The sequence below is a fragment of the Brevibacillus laterosporus DSM 25 genome (genome assembly GCF_002706795.1).
Lineage (GTDB): Bacteria > Bacillota > Bacilli > Brevibacillales > Brevibacillaceae > Brevibacillus_B > Brevibacillus_B laterosporus.
Genome location: NZ_CP017705.1, coordinates 679,156 through 697,500 on the forward strand (window position 1 = coordinate 679,156; position 18,345 = coordinate 697,500).

20 protein-coding genes and 1 rRNA gene (1 of these 21 only partly in view) are annotated in these 18,345 nt (G+C 40.5%); 3 read left to right on the forward strand and 18 right to left on the reverse strand.

Features of this window, described 5'->3' with window-relative positions; genetic code table 11:
• Nucleotides 1-141: 141 nt before the first annotated feature.
• The 8 genes from BrL25_RS03280 to BrL25_RS03315 form a co-directional block, all read right to left on the reverse strand.
• Entirely contained in the window at nucleotides 142-885 is a 744-nt protein-coding gene (locus BrL25_RS03280; protein WP_018673382.1) for an amino acid ABC transporter ATP-binding protein, read from the reverse strand.
• 15 nt (nucleotides 886-900) lie between these two features.
• Entirely contained in the window at nucleotides 901-1,581 is a 681-nt protein-coding gene (locus BrL25_RS03285) for an amino acid ABC transporter permease (RefSeq protein WP_018673383.1), read from the reverse strand.
• Nucleotides 1,582-1,596: 15 nt separating this feature from the next.
• The gene (locus BrL25_RS03290) at nucleotides 1,597-2,424 is read right to left on the reverse strand and encodes an amino acid ABC transporter substrate-binding protein (protein WP_018673384.1); all 828 of its coding nucleotides are present in this window, start codon (nucleotides 2,422-2,424) and stop codon (nucleotides 1,597-1,599) included.
• Between the two features lie 107 nt (nucleotides 2,425-2,531).
• Entirely contained in the window at nucleotides 2,532-3,686 is a 1,155-nt protein-coding gene (locus BrL25_RS03295) for an MFS transporter (protein ID WP_018673385.1), read from the reverse strand.
• Nucleotides 3,687-3,928: 242 nt separating this feature from the next.
• Nucleotides 3,929-4,243: a YbjQ family protein gene (locus BrL25_RS03300; protein WP_018673386.1), complete on the reverse strand. Its 315-nt coding sequence runs from the start codon at nucleotides 4,241-4,243 to the stop codon at nucleotides 3,929-3,931.
• 399 nt (nucleotides 4,244-4,642) lie between these two features.
• Nucleotides 4,643-5,053 (reverse strand): phage holin family protein, encoded by a 411-nt coding sequence (locus BrL25_RS03305; RefSeq protein WP_018673388.1) that lies wholly within the window; start codon nucleotides 5,051-5,053, stop codon nucleotides 4,643-4,645.
• Nucleotides 5,054-5,117: 64 nt separating this feature from the next.
• A complete protein-coding gene (locus BrL25_RS03310; RefSeq protein WP_018673389.1) occupies nucleotides 5,118-5,894 on the reverse strand; it encodes a HipA family kinase in 777 nt (258 codons plus the stop codon).
• Between the two features lie 144 nt (nucleotides 5,895-6,038).
• The gene (locus BrL25_RS03315) at nucleotides 6,039-6,269 is read right to left on the reverse strand and encodes a hypothetical protein (RefSeq protein WP_018673390.1); all 231 of its coding nucleotides are present in this window, start codon (nucleotides 6,267-6,269) and stop codon (nucleotides 6,039-6,041) included.
• 207 nt (nucleotides 6,270-6,476) lie between these two features.
• Here BrL25_RS03315 and BrL25_RS03320 point away from each other — a divergent pair, with 207 nt between their 5' ends.
• Nucleotides 6,477-6,710: a hypothetical protein gene (locus tag BrL25_RS03320; RefSeq protein WP_018673391.1), complete on the forward strand. Its 234-nt coding sequence runs from the start codon at nucleotides 6,477-6,479 to the stop codon at nucleotides 6,708-6,710.
• 71 nt (nucleotides 6,711-6,781) lie between these two features.
• On the opposite strand, the gene BrL25_RS03325 is transcribed toward BrL25_RS03320, so the two are convergent.
• From BrL25_RS03325 to BrL25_RS03355, 7 genes are all read right to left on the reverse strand, one after another.
• Nucleotides 6,782-7,879: a tetratricopeptide repeat-containing glycosyltransferase family 2 protein gene (locus BrL25_RS03325; protein WP_018673392.1), complete on the reverse strand. Its 1,098-nt coding sequence runs from the start codon at nucleotides 7,877-7,879 to the stop codon at nucleotides 6,782-6,784.
• 20 nt (nucleotides 7,880-7,899) lie between these two features.
• A complete protein-coding gene (locus tag BrL25_RS03330; RefSeq protein WP_018673393.1) occupies nucleotides 7,900-8,721 on the reverse strand; it encodes a glycosyltransferase family 2 protein in 822 nt (273 codons plus the stop codon).
• Nucleotides 8,711-9,577 carry a dTDP-4-dehydrorhamnose reductase gene (rfbD, locus tag BrL25_RS03335; RefSeq protein WP_018673394.1) on the reverse strand — a complete coding sequence of 289 codons (867 nt, stop codon included), beginning with the start codon at nucleotides 9,575-9,577 and terminating at the stop codon, nucleotides 8,711-8,713. The genes BrL25_RS03330 and rfbD overlap by 11 nt, the downstream gene beginning before the upstream one ends.
• A 27-nt stretch (nucleotides 9,578-9,604) precedes the next feature.
• Nucleotides 9,605-10,660: a dTDP-glucose 4,6-dehydratase gene (gene rfbB / locus BrL25_RS03340; protein WP_018673395.1), complete on the reverse strand. Its 1,056-nt coding sequence runs from the start codon at nucleotides 10,658-10,660 to the stop codon at nucleotides 9,605-9,607.
• A 14-nt stretch (nucleotides 10,661-10,674) separates the two neighbouring features.
• Nucleotides 10,675-11,130 carry a dTDP-4-dehydrorhamnose 3,5-epimerase family protein gene (locus BrL25_RS03345; RefSeq protein WP_018673396.1) on the reverse strand — a complete coding sequence of 152 codons (456 nt, stop codon included), beginning with the start codon at nucleotides 11,128-11,130 and terminating at the stop codon, nucleotides 10,675-10,677.
• A gap of 23 nt (nucleotides 11,131-11,153) precedes the next feature.
• Nucleotides 11,154-11,888, reverse strand: coding sequence for a sugar phosphate nucleotidyltransferase (locus BrL25_RS03350; protein WP_018673397.1), 735 nt, complete (start codon nucleotides 11,886-11,888; stop codon nucleotides 11,154-11,156).
• A 160-nt stretch (nucleotides 11,889-12,048) separates the two neighbouring features.
• Complete coding sequence (locus BrL25_RS03355) at nucleotides 12,049-13,002, reverse strand: glycosyltransferase family 2 protein (RefSeq protein WP_018673398.1); 954 nt, start codon at nucleotides 13,000-13,002, stop codon at nucleotides 12,049-12,051.
• A gap of 252 nt (nucleotides 13,003-13,254) precedes the next feature.
• Here BrL25_RS03355 and BrL25_RS03360 point away from each other — a divergent pair, with 252 nt between their 5' ends.
• Nucleotides 13,255-13,950 carry a glycosyltransferase family protein gene (locus tag BrL25_RS03360; protein ID WP_018673399.1) on the forward strand — a complete coding sequence of 232 codons (696 nt, stop codon included), beginning with the start codon at nucleotides 13,255-13,257 and terminating at the stop codon, nucleotides 13,948-13,950.
• A gap of 110 nt (nucleotides 13,951-14,060) precedes the next feature.
• Here the strand turns inward: BrL25_RS03360 and BrL25_RS03365 are convergent, their stop codons facing one another.
• Nucleotides 14,061-14,759 (reverse strand): class I SAM-dependent methyltransferase, encoded by a 699-nt coding sequence (locus BrL25_RS03365; protein ID WP_018673400.1) that lies wholly within the window; start codon nucleotides 14,757-14,759, stop codon nucleotides 14,061-14,063.
• A gap of 165 nt (nucleotides 14,760-14,924) precedes the next feature.
• Here BrL25_RS03365 and BrL25_RS03370 point away from each other — a divergent pair, with 165 nt between their 5' ends.
• Complete coding sequence (locus BrL25_RS03370) at nucleotides 14,925-15,488, forward strand: methyltransferase domain-containing protein (RefSeq protein WP_018673401.1); 564 nt, start codon at nucleotides 14,925-14,927, stop codon at nucleotides 15,486-15,488.
• A gap of 81 nt (nucleotides 15,489-15,569) precedes the next feature.
• Here BrL25_RS03370 and BrL25_RS26200 read toward each other — a convergent pair whose 3' ends face one another.
• Both BrL25_RS26200 and BrL25_RS03375 read right to left on the reverse strand, forming a co-directional pair.
• The gene (locus tag BrL25_RS26200; RefSeq protein WP_018673402.1) at nucleotides 15,570-15,692 is read right to left on the reverse strand and encodes a hypothetical protein; all 123 of its coding nucleotides are present in this window, start codon (nucleotides 15,690-15,692) and stop codon (nucleotides 15,570-15,572) included.
• A gap of 293 nt (nucleotides 15,693-15,985) precedes the next feature.
• A 23S ribosomal RNA gene (locus tag BrL25_RS03375) occupies nucleotides 15,986-18,345 on the reverse strand; it runs 569 nt beyond the window's last position.

An 18,345-nucleotide genomic window follows, 5' to 3' on the forward strand; every position in this document is an offset into this window, starting at 1 on the left:
ACTCAGTTGCCAAAACGTTTTCATCTTTTTTTTACCAATTTTTTTACGTAAAAAATAACGCTATACCTACATTCTGATCTGAGCTTATTATTGGTAAAAGAAAGCAAAAAAAACACTGGATTAGCTCCAGTGCTCTTTCATTTAAGCTTGTATACGACGTAAAAATTGGTGAGTTCGTTCGTTTTTCGAATGCTCGAAGATTTCTTCAGGAGTTCCTTGCTCCAAAATGACACCACCATCCATGAAAATAATGCGATCGGCTACATCTCGCGCAAAATTCATTTCGTGTGTCACGATCACCATTGTCATACCTTCTTCTGCCAACTGTTTCATGACCTTCAATACCTCACCAACCAATTCTGGGTCTAGCGCAGAAGTTGGTTCATCAAACAGTAACACTTCCGGATCTAATGCCATCGCACGGGCAATACCTACCCGCTGCTGCTGTCCTCCAGATAGCTGATGAGGATACATGTTCATCCGATCAAAGAGGCCCACTTTTGTAAGCATTTCCTCCGCTCTCGCCTTCGCTTCTTCCTTAGAACGTTTTTTAACGATAACCTGTCCTTCCATCACATTTTCTAACGCTGTCATGTGTGGAAAAAGATTATAACTCTGAAAAACCATTCCTGACTGCTTACGAACAGGAAGCAACTCCTTTTCCTTCATTTTAGTAGTAGGAATAAAGTCTAGACGTTGGTCTCCTATTTGCATGCTTCCTCTTGTAGGTATTTCCAAAAGATTCATGCATCTAAGCAGTGTAGTTTTTCCAGAACCTGAGGGACCTATGATGACGACGGTTTCCCCTTTATTAATAGTTACAGATATGTCCTTTAATACTTCAATTTGTTGAAAGCTTTTATGAAGTCCTTTTATCTCAATCATGCTGGTTCTCTCCTCCTACCTAGCCATACGGCGTTCCAGACGATGTTCCACACGGCTTTGCAATGCTGACAATATCGTACTGAAAAACAGATAGATGACCGCAACCTCGCAGTATAGTACCAAGGGCTCGTATGTCATCGCAGTAATCTGTTGCGATATCTGAAACATCTCTGTCACCGTAATGGTAGCGGCTAGAGAGGTATCTTTCACTAAACTGATAAACGAATTTCCAAGCGGAGGTATCGCTACACGAAGAGCTTGTGGAAGAATAATTCGACGTCTTGCCTGATTTCTGGTCATCCCAATTGTATATGCCGCTTCCCACTGCCCCTTAGGCACCGATTGGATAGCTGCACGGATAACTTCGGAGTTATACGCTCCCACACTCAAGGAAAAACCAATAATGGCAGCAGGAAATGGATCAATTGTAATGCCTAGCTTAGGTAACCCATAGAAAATAATAAATAATTGCACTAACAATGGGGTACCTCGAACAACCCATACATAAAAGCTGGAAATTCCATACAACAATTTATTCGTGGATAAACGAGCAATCGCTGTAAAAAAGGCAAGTATTAATCCTATGATAAAAGAAAGTAACGTAAGAGGTATCGTGAACAAAATTCCCGCCTTTAACAGCGGGAAAAATGAATCCACGATAATACCGATAATACGATCAGATTGTTCCACTTCCATTCAGTCCTATCTGTATTATTTGGAGACGTCTGCACCAAAATATTTCTCGGATATTTTCAAATAAGTACCATCAGCTTTCATCTCTTGCAGAGCCTTATTTACTGCTTCAATTAGTTCAGGATGTTTGCCTTTTGCAAACATAATCCCATTTTCAGTAGCATTAGGATGCTCAGCTGCAATTTTAATTTTCACATCAGGCTTTTGTTTTTTAAAGTCGAGGAAAGATAAACCGTCGTTAACTGTTGCATCCACTCGTTTGGATAATAAAAGTTCAATAGCTTGGTTAAATCCTTCTGATTGTACAATTTCAGCTCCATTATCTCGGGCTAGGTCTGTTAAATTACTTGTTAATGTCTGTGCTGATTTTTTTCCTTTTAAATCTGCAAAAGTCTTGATTTCATTATTATCTTCATTAACAATTAGCACCGCTTTTGACACGATATACGGATCGGAGAAATCAAACTTTTCTTTACGATCCGCTCGAATGCCCACCTCGTTTACAACCATTTCAAAACGATTTGCTTCAAGTCCTGCAATCATCCCGTCCCATTTGCTTTCAATAAATTCAGGTTCTACCCCAAGACGTTTTGCAACTTCACGAGCGATTTCCACATCAAAGCCAGTCAGCTGTCCTGTAGAATCATGGAAGGTGAAAGGTGCGTAGGTACCTTCCGTACCAATGCGAATCTTCCCGGCTGTTTTGATCGCTTCCAAGGAGTTTTTCGCTGTTGTGTTTCCCCCTTGCTCGCCTGTGGCTCCCTGATTAGATGACCCACAACCAGCTACAAATAGAGAGAGCGCTAAAATAGAAACAAGTGCAGTAGAGTACCAAGCTTTCTTCATTTGTTAAACCCCCAGTTATCTTATCGTATTTTACCCCTTTAAAAATCATAGTAACATTTTCGCAACTTGTCAATAATGATTAGAGTAAATTTTTGCATGAAATGTATTTATCTTTGTATCGATTCATTCTTTCCCCCAAGATGTGTTACCACTAGGTTTTGTCTTTTTCCGTATAGGTATGTAAGAAGCCCCGTACATACCGTGAAGATACTCATTAGTATAAGAAAGGAAGATAACCCAATAAAATCCAAACTTGCAGACGTAATAAGCATAGCCACCTGAATAATAATACGGTCCACAATTTCTTTAAAACTAAAAAAACGTCCCTGTACCATTTCTGGTAACCTTTTTTGAAACACGGTAGTTACCATCGGGAATATAAAGCCTAATGTAAAACCAAGCAATCCAAATGAAAGTAAAACCATGACTGAACTTGTACTAAATGACATTCCCCATTCTGCAATTCCAATGACCACTACGAGCAAGGATGATATCCTTACTAAGTTTACTTGACTTACCAATTTTTGTACGAAAACTCCTGCAAGAAGTACACTTGAACCTTCTACCGCATAGATATATCCCATAATCGTCGAGGAATCCTGCAATTTACCAAAAGCCAAGACCAATAGATTAAATCCGCCTAAGAAGAGTGTCACTACCCCAGTGCTAATCAGCCCAACGGTTACCGATGGCTCTTTTTTCATTATTTCAAAAACTTCTGTGAATTTCAGTTTTTCACCTGTTTGTTTGCGTTTATGATGCGATTGCGGAATTCGAACAAACAATACAATGATTACTAGCATCAGAAAACCGATAAACGCCCCCATAGTAACCGTCTGCATCGTAAACAATGTTAGTAGCAAGCCCCCAACAGCTGTACCCGCAATTCTAGCCATGGTAGCAATGTTCATATAAAGTGTGTTTGCAGACAGAAGATTAGCCTCTCCAACCAAAGCTGGTAAGCCTGCCCGTACTGTTGGTAAATACATGGAACCAGCTACTTGATTTACAATTAACGAAGCAACTAGCCAGCCAATAGAAGTGTAACTAATAGCAAAATACATAAAAACAGGGGCCAAACATCTGATACAGGAAGAGGCAATCAAAATCTTTTGCTTATCGTACAGATCAATCATTTTCCCTACTGTTGGTAAAAATAGAATGCTAGCAAGCATCCCTGTCATGAGTAACAGGCCGGTTCCTAAATTGGTTTTCATAATCTGTGACATAAACTGTAGATTTAGTAACAGACATACCCACATAGTTATTCCAGCAACGATTTCTCCTGACATTAATAAAAGAAATGACTTGTTCTTATGAATGGGTTGAATTGTAATCAGCTCCGTTATGTACGTGTTGTATAATAACTTAATTGTAGTGATCTGGGCTCGTTTTGCAATGACTGATTTTCCTCAATTTTATTTCCATATAAAAAAGCCCTCTTCACGTTAGCAAAGAGAGGCCTTTCTTCGGGTATCTGAATCCAATGATTTTCAATAAAAAATTAACGAATTCGAACGGCTGTGCCAGAGGCAACAACCATCAACATACCGTTACCGATCGTTTCATAATCTAAATGAATACCAATAATTGCATTAGCGCCTATTTGAGTAGCCTTCTCTTTCATCTCGCTAATGGCAATATCTCTTCCTTCTGCTAGCTTGTTCTCATAGGCACCGCTTCGGCCGCCAATAATATCTCGGACTCCTGCCATGAAATCTCGAACAATGTTGGCAGCCATAATTGCTTCGCCCGTTACAATATCAAGATACTCCTCGACATCTCTACCCTGAACAGTGTGTGTTGTGGTTATTAGCATGTTGTCCTCCTTAAGCTGTTAGATCTCTTGTCTTAACAAGTATTACGTCTCACAGTGACTGCAGGTTTCAAATTTGTGCTAAAGAAAATCTCTTTTTGCTGGAATCACAATAGTTTCAGTAGCATTTTGCACCTCTACAATAATTGGCTTTACCTCTGAACTGCCACATATCGGGCACCTTTGTTTATCATGAAATATACTACAGCAATAAATGCAGGTAAATTTCATCTGTCACTCCTCCTCCCAGTACGCTGTATTATACGCTTTCTTTCTTAAAAAAACTGTCTATTTTTGTAAAACACTCGTAAGAAAATATATATCTCCAGTCTCTTTCTTTTATGTATGAACGAGGCAAGGTACTTTGTGCATGGACAAAGTACCCTGTAACCATAAAATTAATCATTTTCTTTTTATCTTCTTTACACTTTCCAGCGCTCGCAATAAAAAATCCGGTACAGGCAAACCTAACCGATGACAGTTTTCTATTATGGAAATCCCTTCATTCCCAATCATAAATAAAATGATTGTATCTCGTAAGAATCCTTGACTACTCCCGCTGATTAAATCCAATTGATTCGCTATAATGATAAAGGCAAACATGCCAACCTTTTTGGCAATTCCTCGAAACCCTTCCTGACTACTAAGCGACCTCGTATACCAAGCAGCAAGTACTCCTGTTATATAATCGACAACGATAAAAATGCAAAATGCCGTAAAAAGCTTATCAATGCCTCCCACTAAATAGGTGAAAATGGCAATTACGGCCCCAGTCCAAATGAGATGAGAGCTGTCCTCCCCTGAGTACATCATATTTCTGGCTACCTCCTCCTGCCTGTTGGCTGGTATAAACCGAGGTACCTTCCTTTTCTTATGCTTATAACTGTCCCTTATATTCCAATAACCAGAGTTGTACCAAGTAATGTAATTTTTTTTGTCGATTCAATAGAACTCGTTCCACCTGCTGTTTTTGCCTTTTACTTAATAAAGAAAGGGGAATTCGCCTTACTGTTTGTTTTATAACCACAGGTGATAGCTGTTGAATCTTTTGAATAAATGGCTTTACCTGATTATATTCTCTGATAAAGTGGGTAAGACCCTGTAAGTAGTGATGATTATATAGAGCTACATGTTCCCACTGTTTGGAATACCATGGGATTTTTCGAAAAGTAAAGGTCCCCAACAGGGACATACTATGATCAATAGCATAAAAATCATATGCTTTTTGAGTAGGGAATATTATGATGTTCTCATTATGACGATCTACATTGACAATCCAAATATCAAAGATGAATAGCTCTATCAATCTTTCTGGGGATTGCAATTCGTTGATAGCCCTTGGTCCTTTTCGCTGATAAAACTCTTCCCAGCTATAAAGGCGCCCTTTCCTTTTTTTATGAGAAACTACGCCCCTTTTCCCTTGAATTGTGACTACTTCGATTTTAGCTACTGAAATTCCTAATTTGCGTGCAAGCCTATACGAAAGTAATTCCATAGCTAAAACAGGGCCAAGCTTTTTTACTGTACTTCTATTCATATATTTAAAGAAACCAGTTTGCTGGTTTCCTTTCTTTCCTTTTCTAACCTGCCAAACAGGGCCTAAAGGGCGGTCATATTTTCGAACAGGTACCCAGCTTATCCCTTCCTTTCTCATAGCCATGCCTCCTCTATTTATTATTATTTTCCTCATGTAAGGTTTGGCACGGCTTATTTTTTTTCGGAACATAAATGGTTGATAATCTATTCTTTAAACAAAAAGCCACTGGCTATAGCCAATGGCCCCTTGTTAGTACAAAAATTATGAAAAATGCTTCTTATGTTTTCTTTCGTGTCTTGCATGAACCACTAAAGTTTCCCCTGGATTTAAAATGACAGTGACATGGCGATGTTGACGTTTTTTTGGTCTTTCATGGTTACTCCATACTGAACTACTACTAGATTTAGAACTTTCCCAATGATGCTCTACAGAACGACTTTCATGATGATGGCGATGATGACGTTGTTTACACTTACAATGCTTTTTCCCCATAAAAACACCTCCTACTGTGATACTCTAAGATATGAGTAAAAGAAAAGCATTGCTTGGACGATAGAAACAGTAGATATGACCAAATTTTTGCTATGTATAGAACTTCTCATTTTCTTGATTTCATCATGCATACAATAAAGCTCTGTAACACACACTTATGATAAAGAAACGGTCTTAACCCGAATCAGAATGATGAGGTGAACAAAAATGAATGGCATGGAATTAGTGGAATTCTTACGAGAAACAGAAAATAAAATGATGCATATCCATAGAGCCATTGATCATATTAGCAATGAGCCTACATTAAAGGAATCCGTAGCCGTTCTAACAGAAGTTATCACTGACTATCAGTCACAAACGGATAAAGTAAAGTCGACTTTGAGACATATGGAAGTTAATTCACATCAGGGAAAACACCAAAACGAAGACAATAGCTACTAACAGTATTTCTTTTCAAAAAAACAGCGCATTTCTCTTTTTCCCGAGAAGCGCTGTTTTTCCACTCTTTATGGTTACGAAGGAATGGGAATACCCTCTTCTTCCAGCCGATTTGTTAGATACGCACGATTGCCCAGAATAATTGGATCTGCTGGTCGGTATGCTCGTGCCAATTCATTATGCTTGTAAGCCTGCTCGAACTGTTCTAAGCGATCGTAGCAAACACATAATTGCAAATGTGGGAGCCAGGTCCAACACGCTTCTTTACGAAACCCCCACGATTTAGGTTTGGTTAATGTAGTAGCGAGATCATACCAAAAAAGCGCCCTTTTAGGTTCATTTTTTTGTAACCAATAATATCCCAGCCGACAGCATGCCTCAGCTCGTGGCAGGCCATATTCCAAGCTTTTTAATGCATATCTGATCTCTTCTTCTGGGAGATGTAATCTCTCATAGCAAAAGCATATGTGCTCCATTAACAGCTCTGGTTCCTCTACTCGTGGTAATTCTTTGTTTACAAATTTCTGATAAATTTCGATTGCCTCTTCATATCTTTCATTATCCTTTAATTCATTGGCATAATAATATTTATCCCTTGGAGTTAGCAAAATGCCATCTGCTATCGCATTTTCATATAGTTGTAAATTTCGTTGATGATTTTTTTGCTGACGTGGACGATGGGTAACAGCAATATCAATCTTAAAGCTTCTGCCAAAGGAAAACTCAATATATTCATGAACCATGCCTACCCAGGAATGTTTATGGGTTCGCTTTATAATTCTTTCACGAGAATAAGGAAGAATGACATTGCCAAATTCATCTTTACTAGTATGATAAGGCATGATTATTACATCAATATTCGGGTCAATCTTATGTTTATACAGCTGTAATTTTTTTCGATCAATTTCCTCTAGTACATCATCTGCGTCCATCCACATAATGTAATCCATCGTAGCTTGTTGAAAAGAAAAATTACGTGCTTTAGAAAAATCATTTACCCATTTGAAGTGAAAAATCTTCTTGGTGAATGCCTTTGCTTCCTTAATCGTTTTGTCAGTTGAACCGGTATCCACAATAATGATTTCATCAACAGCTCCCTTGACAGAGCGCAGACAACGAGCAATAGATTTCTCTTCATTTTTTACAATCATACATAAACTGATCGTAGCCATACCTTCCCCCCAATCTCCTGTTACATAGGCTCGACATGCCTTTGCGGATCAAATATTCCAACCCGCTCCACAATATCATTTGGGTCATACCCCCGTGTTTCTAACTGATGGATGCTAAAGGGAAGTTGCCATTTTTGTATAAACCGCCTTGCGTTATCCCACGAATATTCTCGATACGTAATTCTATTTACTAAAAAGGAAGCATGGCCAAAGTGATAGATAAATACATCATTTGCAACCCATAGCTTTTTCCCATACAGACGAGCACGTAGACAAAAATCATCATCCTCATAGCTTGCTGGATAAAATCGTTCATCTAATCCACCAATTTGCTCAAGAAGACTCCGTCTAAATAAAATGCAATGCCCTATCAACTTGCGTCCATAGAAGCCATGATTGGCATAACGATTGGTCCAATCAATCGCAAAGGAATCAACAGTAGCAATCTCCACCGTTTCTTCTGTACTAATTTGCTGTTCTGCTGATAAATTATTGGACCGGGGGCCAACCATGCATAGTGACGAATCCTTATTTAGCCAATTAATGAGTAACTGGCTCCACTTGGGAGTGACCAATGTATCATTATTTAGCATAACAATATACTTACCCCGAGCCTTTCGAAATCCTTGATTATTGCCTGCTGCAAAACCACGATTTTCACCATTAGAGATAACAACTGCATGGGGAAGAGAATTCAGATATGAAATCGTCCCGTCAGTAGAGCCATTATCAACAAAGATAAGTTCATAATCGTTTGTATGCTTTTTAATACTTTCAACACACATTTTAGTAAAAGGTAAGCCATTACGTGTCAAAATCACAATCGAGAGGTTAGGAGTCATAACTCTCCTCCTTTGCTTCGTTACAATCTAGACGGTACGCATGCAATGCATCTCGCCAATGGCGAAGCAGTTGGAAATCATGTAAACGAATGGCCATATGATCCATAACCGAATAGGCCGGGCGGGGGGCAGGTCGAGGAAAATCTTTCGTTGTTATTGGAATAACCTTTACATTAAGCTGATATTCGGCAAATATCGTCTCGGCAAATTCGTACCACGAACAACTCCCTTGATTTGAAACATGGTAAGTGCCGTAACACTCGCTTTTAGCTACTTGCATTAAAAATAATGCAAGATCAACAGTATAGGTCGGTGATCCAATTTGATCAGAGACAACTGAGATTTCTGTTTGTTTTTGTCCAAGCTTTACCATTGTCTTCACAAAGTTATGACCGTACTTCCCAAATACCCAGGAAGTCCGAACAATAAAATGTTTGTGACATAAGCATCTTGTCAAATCTTCTCCAGCTAGCTTACTTTTTCCGTAGATACTTTTCGGAGCAGGACGGTCAAATTCAACATACGGCTCACTTCCCTGCCCAGAGAATACATAGTCTGAGCTAATATAAATCATTTTGGCACCTACTTCTTGAGCAGCAAGTGCTACATTACGTGTTCCCCAAGCATTAACTGCATAAGCTCGATCAGGTTCGCTTTCAGCCTGATCCACATTGGTATAAGCTGCTGCATGAATAATAACATCAGGTTGATAAGCTTGCACTTGCTCTCTTACCTGATGCAATTGTGTAATATCTAATTCTTGTCGACTGTATCCCTTTACATGATCCATGCCCTGTGAGCATGCAACCAGGTCTCGGCCTAGTTGCCCTTGTGCCCCAGTGACCAGCACTTTCACACTGCTCCCTCCCTTTTCCTTCACACGCTAATGCATATGGTCTTGGATGATATGACCGTATTGTTGCTTATAATATTCGCGAAAAGCCCCTGTTTTAGCTCGCTTCCACCATTGTTCGTTTTGTTGATACCAACGAATCGTATTAGTAAGACCCTCTTCAAATGTATGAATGGGCTCCCACCCTAATTCTGTTCGTATTTTAGTGGAATCAATAGCATAGCGTCGATCGTGTTTTGGGCGATCCTTACCAAACTGAAGCAAATTCTCTTCACGATGTAACTCGCGGAGCAATGTCTGGAGCAAACTCAGATTCGTCCATTCATTATTGCCGCCAATATTATATACTTCGCCGGGCTTGCCACTATGCATAACAAGATCAATAGCTCGGCAATGATCTTCTACATGCAACCAATCGCGAACGTGTAGTCCATCTCCATATACGGGAATGTTTTCATAAGAAATCGCATTGGTAATAGCCAGTGGTATTAATTTTTCTGGAAATTGATATGGTCCATAATTGTTAGAACAACGTGTGATATTTGTATACATGTCATACGTTTGATGATAGGAACGGACTAATAAATCTGCTGCTGCTTTGGAAGCGGAGTATGGGCTATTGGGGGCCAGCGGGGAATCCTCTGTAAACAATCCTGTCTCTTCTAATGAACCATATACCTCATCAGTGGATACTTGAAGGAACTGTTTGATCTTATGTCGTTTAGCAAATTCCAAGAGCACTTGTGTGCCTGTTATATTCGTTTTCACAAAGTAGCTTGGATCTGAAATACTACGATCAACATGCGATTCTGCTGCGAAGTTAATAATAATATCAATCGGAGCTTCATCATCGGAATATAAAGCTTTTTCTCCTGCCAAAATGCTTTCTACTAATTTCTTGTCATAAATAGATCCTCTCACAAAACGATAGTGAGGATGTTCTTCAATGTCTTGTAAATTCTCTAGATTACCGGCATATGTGAGGTAATCTAAATTAATGATTTTATAATGGGGGTATTGATGCAGGAGATAATGAATGAAATTGCTCCCAATAAATCCCGCTCCACCTGTCACCAATACTTTCATAGTCTATTTCCTCCTTATTTAAATACCGTGTTCCAATTAAAATTTATTGTTTTATCATCATGGGCAATCCGGTATTCATCCGGATCTTTGGGATCATAAGAAATGTTCGTTACATAAGTAATGACGGCTGGCTGTTGCCCTAACACCCGATATCCATGCGCCACTCCACGCGGAATAAACAGAGATATTAAGTGGTTCTCACCCATATAATAGACGTCTGTCTTTCCCTTAGTCGGTGAATCGTCTCTTAGATCATGCAGGACGACCTGCGCATTACCAACGGGGAAGAACCATATATCGTCCTGCTTTTTATGGTAATGGAATGCTTTAATCACACCTGGATATGTCAAGGAGGCAGATAATTGACCGAATTTTTCTAACAATAGGTCATCATCACGCCATACCTCCATAAAATATCCCCGGTCATCAGCGAACTTTACTAGCTTTTTTACTTTCACGCCCTCAATCACGTTTTATCTCCTCCTCTATCTGCTTAGTCTTCTACTAACTTATCCAGCTCTAATGTGGCCGCTAATTGGTTTGCGTGTAAAATTGAATGGTGGGTGCCTGCATCTGTCCACCATCCCTGAAGTACATCGTAAGTCATCTCATTTTGCTCAATATACGCATTGTTCACATCGGTAATCTCTAATTCTCCACGTGCTGAAGGCTGTAGAGTTTTAATAATTTCAAATACCTTCCAATCATACATATATATACCTGTTACAGCAAAATGACTGTCTGGTTGAGACGGCTTTTCTGTGATGGAAACAATTTTTCCATCCTCCAACTTTGGTACACCATAACGCTCAGGATCAACAACTTGTTTTATCAAGATATTGGCTCCAGTACCACGTTCTCTATACCTCGTAACATAGTTCGAAATATTATCGGAGAATACATTATCACCTAAAATAACCGTAATCAGCTCTCCATTTGCAAAATCTTCCGCCATTCCTAATGCCTGTGCAATTCCCTTGGGTTCATCTTGTACTTTATACGTGAATTGCATATTAAAATCTACGCCACTTCCCAACAAATTAACTACGTCTCCCATATGCTCACGGCTAGTGACAATTAATATCTCATGAATATCTGCCTCTTTTAACTTATGAATAGGGTGATAAATCATCGGATATTTTCCAATCGGTAACAAGTGTTTATTGGTAACCTTTGTTAAGGGATACAATCTAGAACCTGTTCCGCCGGCTAAAATAATTCCTTTCATGTATAGGCCTCCCTAAATGGTTTGACGTTCAGGTCAATCATGAATAGCACAGATCTACATATCCGCACGATATGTTATAGTATGCTTACAGACAATATCCGCTCATTAAGTATAGAAATCCAGCTTCAGTCCTGTAACAAAAGCCTAGGCATGAATGATTTCATTGTGGTTTGATCTTCGTGACTTCAAATAATTTTGCTATGATTTGTTCTCGGTAAGAACGTAATTCTAACGTATCATCTGACACTTCATTCGGATCAGTAATGCAGAGTGCACCGTGAATAAAACGAAGTGTATTAATGTAGGCCATGACCAGCTTATCTTTTTCCTGTAAATATCCAAGGGAAGGTGCCTGTAAAATCAAATGTACTAAATCAATAGAGCCGGCAATGATGATCTCACGTTGCTTGATTTGTTGAGCAGGATGCATGCGGAAATAGCTCAATGTATCCGTCATATAAACACCTTTTCTATTTCGTAGCAATACGATCCAGGAGGCCATATCCACTGTGCATGTATATTTTCTATTTACTAAGCTGCCAAAGGGTTCTGTTAAATATTTTTTCCGAAATAATACCGTCGTCGGCTCCCCAATAAAATTCCCCCATTGTAAGCCAACTAACATATTAATTAATTCATTACCATCTAAGATTGTATCTTGTAAGAAGCCTGTTTGTGTTTCCGCGATATCTGGTTGAACGGCACCATTCTCATTGATAATTGCCCGTTTAGAAGTTACCAATGCAATCTCTTCTTGATGATCCTGTAGAAAATAGACCATCATCTTACTAATTTTATCTGGATGAAATAAATCATCATCCATTAAAAAGTTAATGTATTCCCCACTTGCCAGCTCCAACAGCTTTAAGTCATTTTCAAATTGCCCTAAATTTTGCGGATTTTTGTAATAAATAAGCTGTGGATACTTCTCCAAATAAGGTTTTATCAGCTGCTCGGTTTCATCGTTCGTGCTGTCATCACCAACAATAATCTCCAAATTGGAATAACTCTGATCTAAGGCACTTTGCAATGCCAGTTCAAAGTAATATGGTCTATTATAAGTAGGAATCAAAATACTTACCTTTGGAAGCTCCTTGGAATTTTCTTGTGACACAAGCCTTCCTCCTTCTATAAACACTTACCACCTTTACTAATGTATGAAATTGGGCAAAGACGGTTCTTTGTTCAAGTGGAAGAAAAAGAGAATGGGGGGTTTCCAGTGTCGATTTATTCTTATTTGGAATATGGTAAGAGAAGGTATACTTTGTTCAAAAACACACTGCCAATCAGCTCAGTATGATTCGAGCATGTAGTTAGCTATTAATCGGAAAATTATTCTTTTCCGTTAAAAAAGGAGAAATACGCAATGGAGAATAGACAGCTTTCTTTCGCGTTTATCAGTTGCGTGAACGACGATGCCCTCTATAAAGAATGTCTAAATCATATTAGTCATCTATGGGTACCCCCTGGTTTTTCAGTGGAAATTATTTCGATTTATGACGCAGTTAGCATGACGGAAGGTTACAACAGAGCGATGCGACAAAGTAAAGCTAAATATAAAGTCTACTTACATCAGGATACTTACATTATGAACACCAGGTTTTTAGTTGATTGCCTCAAAATTTTTATGGATAAAGAAGTTGGAATGTTTGGGCTGGCAGGTACTAATGATCTCCCTCCTACAGGGGTCTGGTGGGAGGGCAGTAAACATTTTGGAAAGATAATGGCTTATATTAATTCCTTTGGTCATCACAACTTTGGAACCGTTCCCTATCCTTTTCAAGAAGTCACTAGTATTGATGGGGTCATGATGGTTACCCAATATGATTTAGAATGGAATGAGAATATAAACAATTTCCATTTTTATGATGTCTCTCAATCAATTGCTTTTCGTAAAGCGGGATATAAGGTCGTAGTGCCTTATCAAGAAGAAAGCTGGGTCCTTCATTACTGCTTAGACGATATTAATTTTGAGGAGTATAATAAGACAAAATCTATTTTTCTCGACCATTATTCCTTCGAGGATTGGAAAAACTTTAACTACTCTTCCTCTACTAATTAGGAAAACAAAAAATTGGATTACCTCTATGCTTTTAGCAAATTTTACATGTGCTTATCGAATAAAAAAAGAACCCTTTTTACAGGGTTTTTTTTGGCGTATATACATGGTTGTCACATACCTGAGGAAGCGATCACATAACGGATATACTTATCTCTTTCGGGATCATTTTCATACATAACACCCAGACCATTCTGACTTGTTACTTTTTGAAAGGATAACTCTAGGCTACTATCCTGTAAAAAATCCTCTATTGCTGTAAGTACTCCATTTTTCGGACCATTTTCGTATGCAGCATTATATAAATTGTGATTTATTCCCCCTTCATCCGACAATTCGGACTGTCCAGGAATCATACCCTTTACTGCATATGGCTTCAAATATTCGGCAGGGATCTGCTGTGGATCATAATACATATCCCGTCTACCGTATGGCCAATCTACATCATGGAAGAAAATGATCGGAAATGTACCCGTTGTTTTGGAACGTTCTTCGATTGCTTTTAATTCAAAATAGACGGTATACCAATTATGATCACCATCTATCAGTACCACGTCATATTCGGGTATCTTCGGTAATGCATCGTGACTTAGTAACCGAACCATTTCTAAATGTTCACCAAACAAATTTTGAAAAGCATTGACATCAAACTTAGGTAACGGATCTACAACATACACTTTTGCATGAAGCCATTTGCAGTACTCCAATATTCGTACAGTATTAAATCCGTAGTCTGCACCAATTTCTACAATGTTTTTTGGTTGTTCTTTTAGCAGTATAGGCTTAATAATTTTATCCCAAAAACGGTTCATTATTCCATCCCTCCTCTCAACAGAATATTCTACAGATATCATTTGATGAAAAATAAATCATATTGGTAAGCTTTTTTACAATTGTAAGTATTTTGGTTGAGCAGACACTCTCCTAACCATCCTTCATAAGATAAAGAATAAATAGCGTTTCAAGGAGGTTCATACATGCGTTTTTGTATAAAACATTTTGTCCGACTGTGTTCAGAGGAACTCCCTTTCCTGGATCCCATCTTTGAGTTTGGTTCTTTTCAAGTCCCTTTCCAGGAAATCTTTGCAGATCTTCGCCCTTTTTTCCCAGGTCACACCTATATCGGATGCGATATGAGAGAAGGCCCTGGAGTTGATCAAATATTGAATTTACATGACATAGATTTACCTGATGAAACAGCTGGATCGGTACTCAGCTTAGATACATTTGAGCATGTGGAATATCCTCGTAAGGCCATAGAAGAATGCTATCGAATCTTAAAGCCTAATGGTGTCTGCGTTATTAGTTCTGTTCTTGATTTTCCAATACATGATTATCCTTCAGATTACTGGAGATTCACACCTGAGGGATTTAAGAGCTTACTACAAGCTTTTGATACCGTCTTAGTAGAATCCTTGGGAAACCCAGAATTTCCCCATACAATAGTAGGAATAGGTGTAAAGGGTGCCTTGTCCGAGGATGTAAAGGAACGTTTACTGGAGAAACTTAGTCATTGGAAAAGAACCTCTGATATAACGTAACTGGTTTTATATATACCTTTTGGTCAAATACGGCAAAAATGCGCTTGTTCGATAAGGAACAAGCGCATTTCATATATTGATTTAGTTATTTTTCTTTAGTAATGTTGGTTTCTTGAGCAATTCCTCACGAATTACTTGCTTCTGCCACGCAATTTGCTCTTCTTTCTTTGTAGGACGTTCCATTATCGCTATTCTTCTGGTCATAAGGTTCCCTCCTTTTTTCTTCTCACTTCTTTATTTACTTTACTCAATTTTCTGAGAATAACAACATGATTGTTCAATTTTTCACATAAATGTAATAAGTATTTGATTTATTTGTTTCATTTCTACTTTTGTATCTTGTCAGATTTTCAAAATACTTTTATTATCATATGTTTATCTTTTTTATCAGAAGAGCAGTAGCGTTCATACAAATAAAAAACGTCCTTTCTTAATCAAGAAAGAACGTCTACCTTTATTCTCTGAAAACTAGATAATGAAAGTTAGCATAAGGCAATGTGGATAAGTCCTCGACCGATTAGTATTCGTCAGCTCCATGCATTACTGCACTTCCACACCGAACCTATCAACCTCATCGTCTATGAGGGGTCTTACTAGCTTGCGCTATGGGAAGTCTCATCTTGAAGGGGGCTTCACGCTTAGATGCTTTCAGCGCTTATCCCGTCCGCACATAGCTACCCAGCTGTGCCACTGGCGTGACAACTGGTGCACCAGAGGTGCGTCCATCCCGGTCCTCTCGTACTAAGGACAGCTCTCCTCAAACTTCCTACGCCCGCGACAGATAGGGACCGAACTGTCTCACGACGTTCTGAACCCAGCTCGCGTACCGCTTTAATGGGCGAACAGCCCAACCCTTGGGACCTACTTCAGCCCCAGGATGCGATGAGCCGACATCGAGGTGCCAAACCTCCCCGTCGATGTGGACTCTTGGGGGAGATAAGCCTGTTATCCCCAGGGTAGCTTTTATCCGTTGAGCGATGGCCCTTCCATGCGGAACCACCGGATCACTAAGCCCGACTTTCGTCCCTGCTCGACTTGTAGGTCTCGCAGTCAAGCTCCCTTGTGCCTTTACACTCTACGAATGATTTCCGACCATTCTGAGGGAACCTTTGGGCGCCTCCGTTACTCTTTAGGAGGCGACCGCCCCAGTCAAACTGCCCACCTGGCATGGTCCTTCCACCCGATAAGGGCGGCAAGTTAGAAACTCCGTACATCAAGGGTGGTATCCCAACGACAGCTCCACGAAGGCTGGCGCCCTCGCTTCACAGCTTCCCACCTATTCTGTACATGATGCACAAAGTTTCAATACCAGGCTACAGTAAAGCTCCATGGGGTCTTTCCGTCTTGTCGCGGGTAACCTGCATCTTCACAGGTATTATGATTTCACCGGGTCTCTTGCCGAGACAGCGCCCAAGTCGTTACGCCTTTCGTGCGGGTCGGAACTTACCCGACAAGGAATTTCGCTACCTTAGGACCGTTATAGTTACGGCCGCCGTTTACTGGGGCTTCGGTTCAAAGCTTCGCTTGCGCTAACCCATCCCCTTAACCTTCCAGCACCGGGCAGGCGTCAGCCCCTATACTTCGCCTTACGGCTTCGCAGAGACCTGTGTTTTTGCTAAACAGTCGCTTGGGCCTTTTCACTGCGGCCTCCTCGGGCTATAAACCCTACCGAGGCGCCCCTTCTCCCGAAGTTACGGGGCCATTTTGCCGAGTTCCTTAGCAAGAGTTATCCCGCGCACCTTAGGATTCTCTCCTCGCCTACCTGTGTCGGTTTGCGGTACGGGCACCTTGTTCCTCGCTAGACGCTTTTCTTGGCAGTGTGAAATCAGGGACTTCGGTACTTATATTTCCCTCGCCATCACAGCTTGTGCTTACTGGTGTGCGGATTTGCCTACACACCACACTTACTGCTTAGACGGCCATCCAATAGGCCGCTCACCCTATCCTCCTGCGTCACGCCATTGCTCAAACGGAACAGAGGTGGTACTGGAATATCAACCAGTTGTCCATCGCCTACGCCTTTCGGCCTCAGCTTAGGTCCCGACTAACCCTGGGAGGACGAGCCTTCCCCAGGAAACCTTAGGCTTTCGGTGGACAAGATTCTCACTTGTCTTTTCGCTACTTACACCGGCATTCTCACTTCCAAGCGCTCCACCGCTCCTCACGATACGGCTTCACTGCTGCTTGGAACGCTCCCCTACCCAGTCCATAAGGACTGCCATAGCTTCGGCGGTATGTTTAGCCCCGTTACATTTTCCGCGCAGAGTCACTCGACCAGTGAGCTATTACGCACTCTTTAAATGGTGGCTGCTTCTAAGCCAACATCCTGGTTGTCTGGGCAACTCCACATCGTTTCCCACTTAACATACACTTGGGGGCCTTAGCTGATGGTCTGGGCTGTTTCCCTTTTGACGATGGATCTTAGCACTCACCGTCTGACTCCCGGATATAAGTACTTGGCATTCGGAGTTTGACTGAATTCGGTAACCCGATGAGGGCCCCTAGTCCAATCAGTGCTCTACCTCCAAGACTCTAAATCCGAGGCTAGCCCTAAAGCTATTTCGGGGAGAACCAGCTATCTCCGAGTTCGATTGGAATTTCACCGCTAGCCACACCTCATCCCCGCACTTTTCAACGTGCGTGGGTTCGGGCCTCCAGTAGGTGTTACCCTACCTTCACCCTGGACATGGCTAGATCACACGGTTTCGGGTCTACGACAACGTACTTTCGCCCTATTCAGACTCGCTTTCGCTGCGGCTCCGTCTCTTCGACTTAACCTCGCACGCTATCGTAACTCGCCGGTTCATTCTACAAAAGGCACGCCGTCACACATAGAAAGTGCTCCGACTATTTGTAA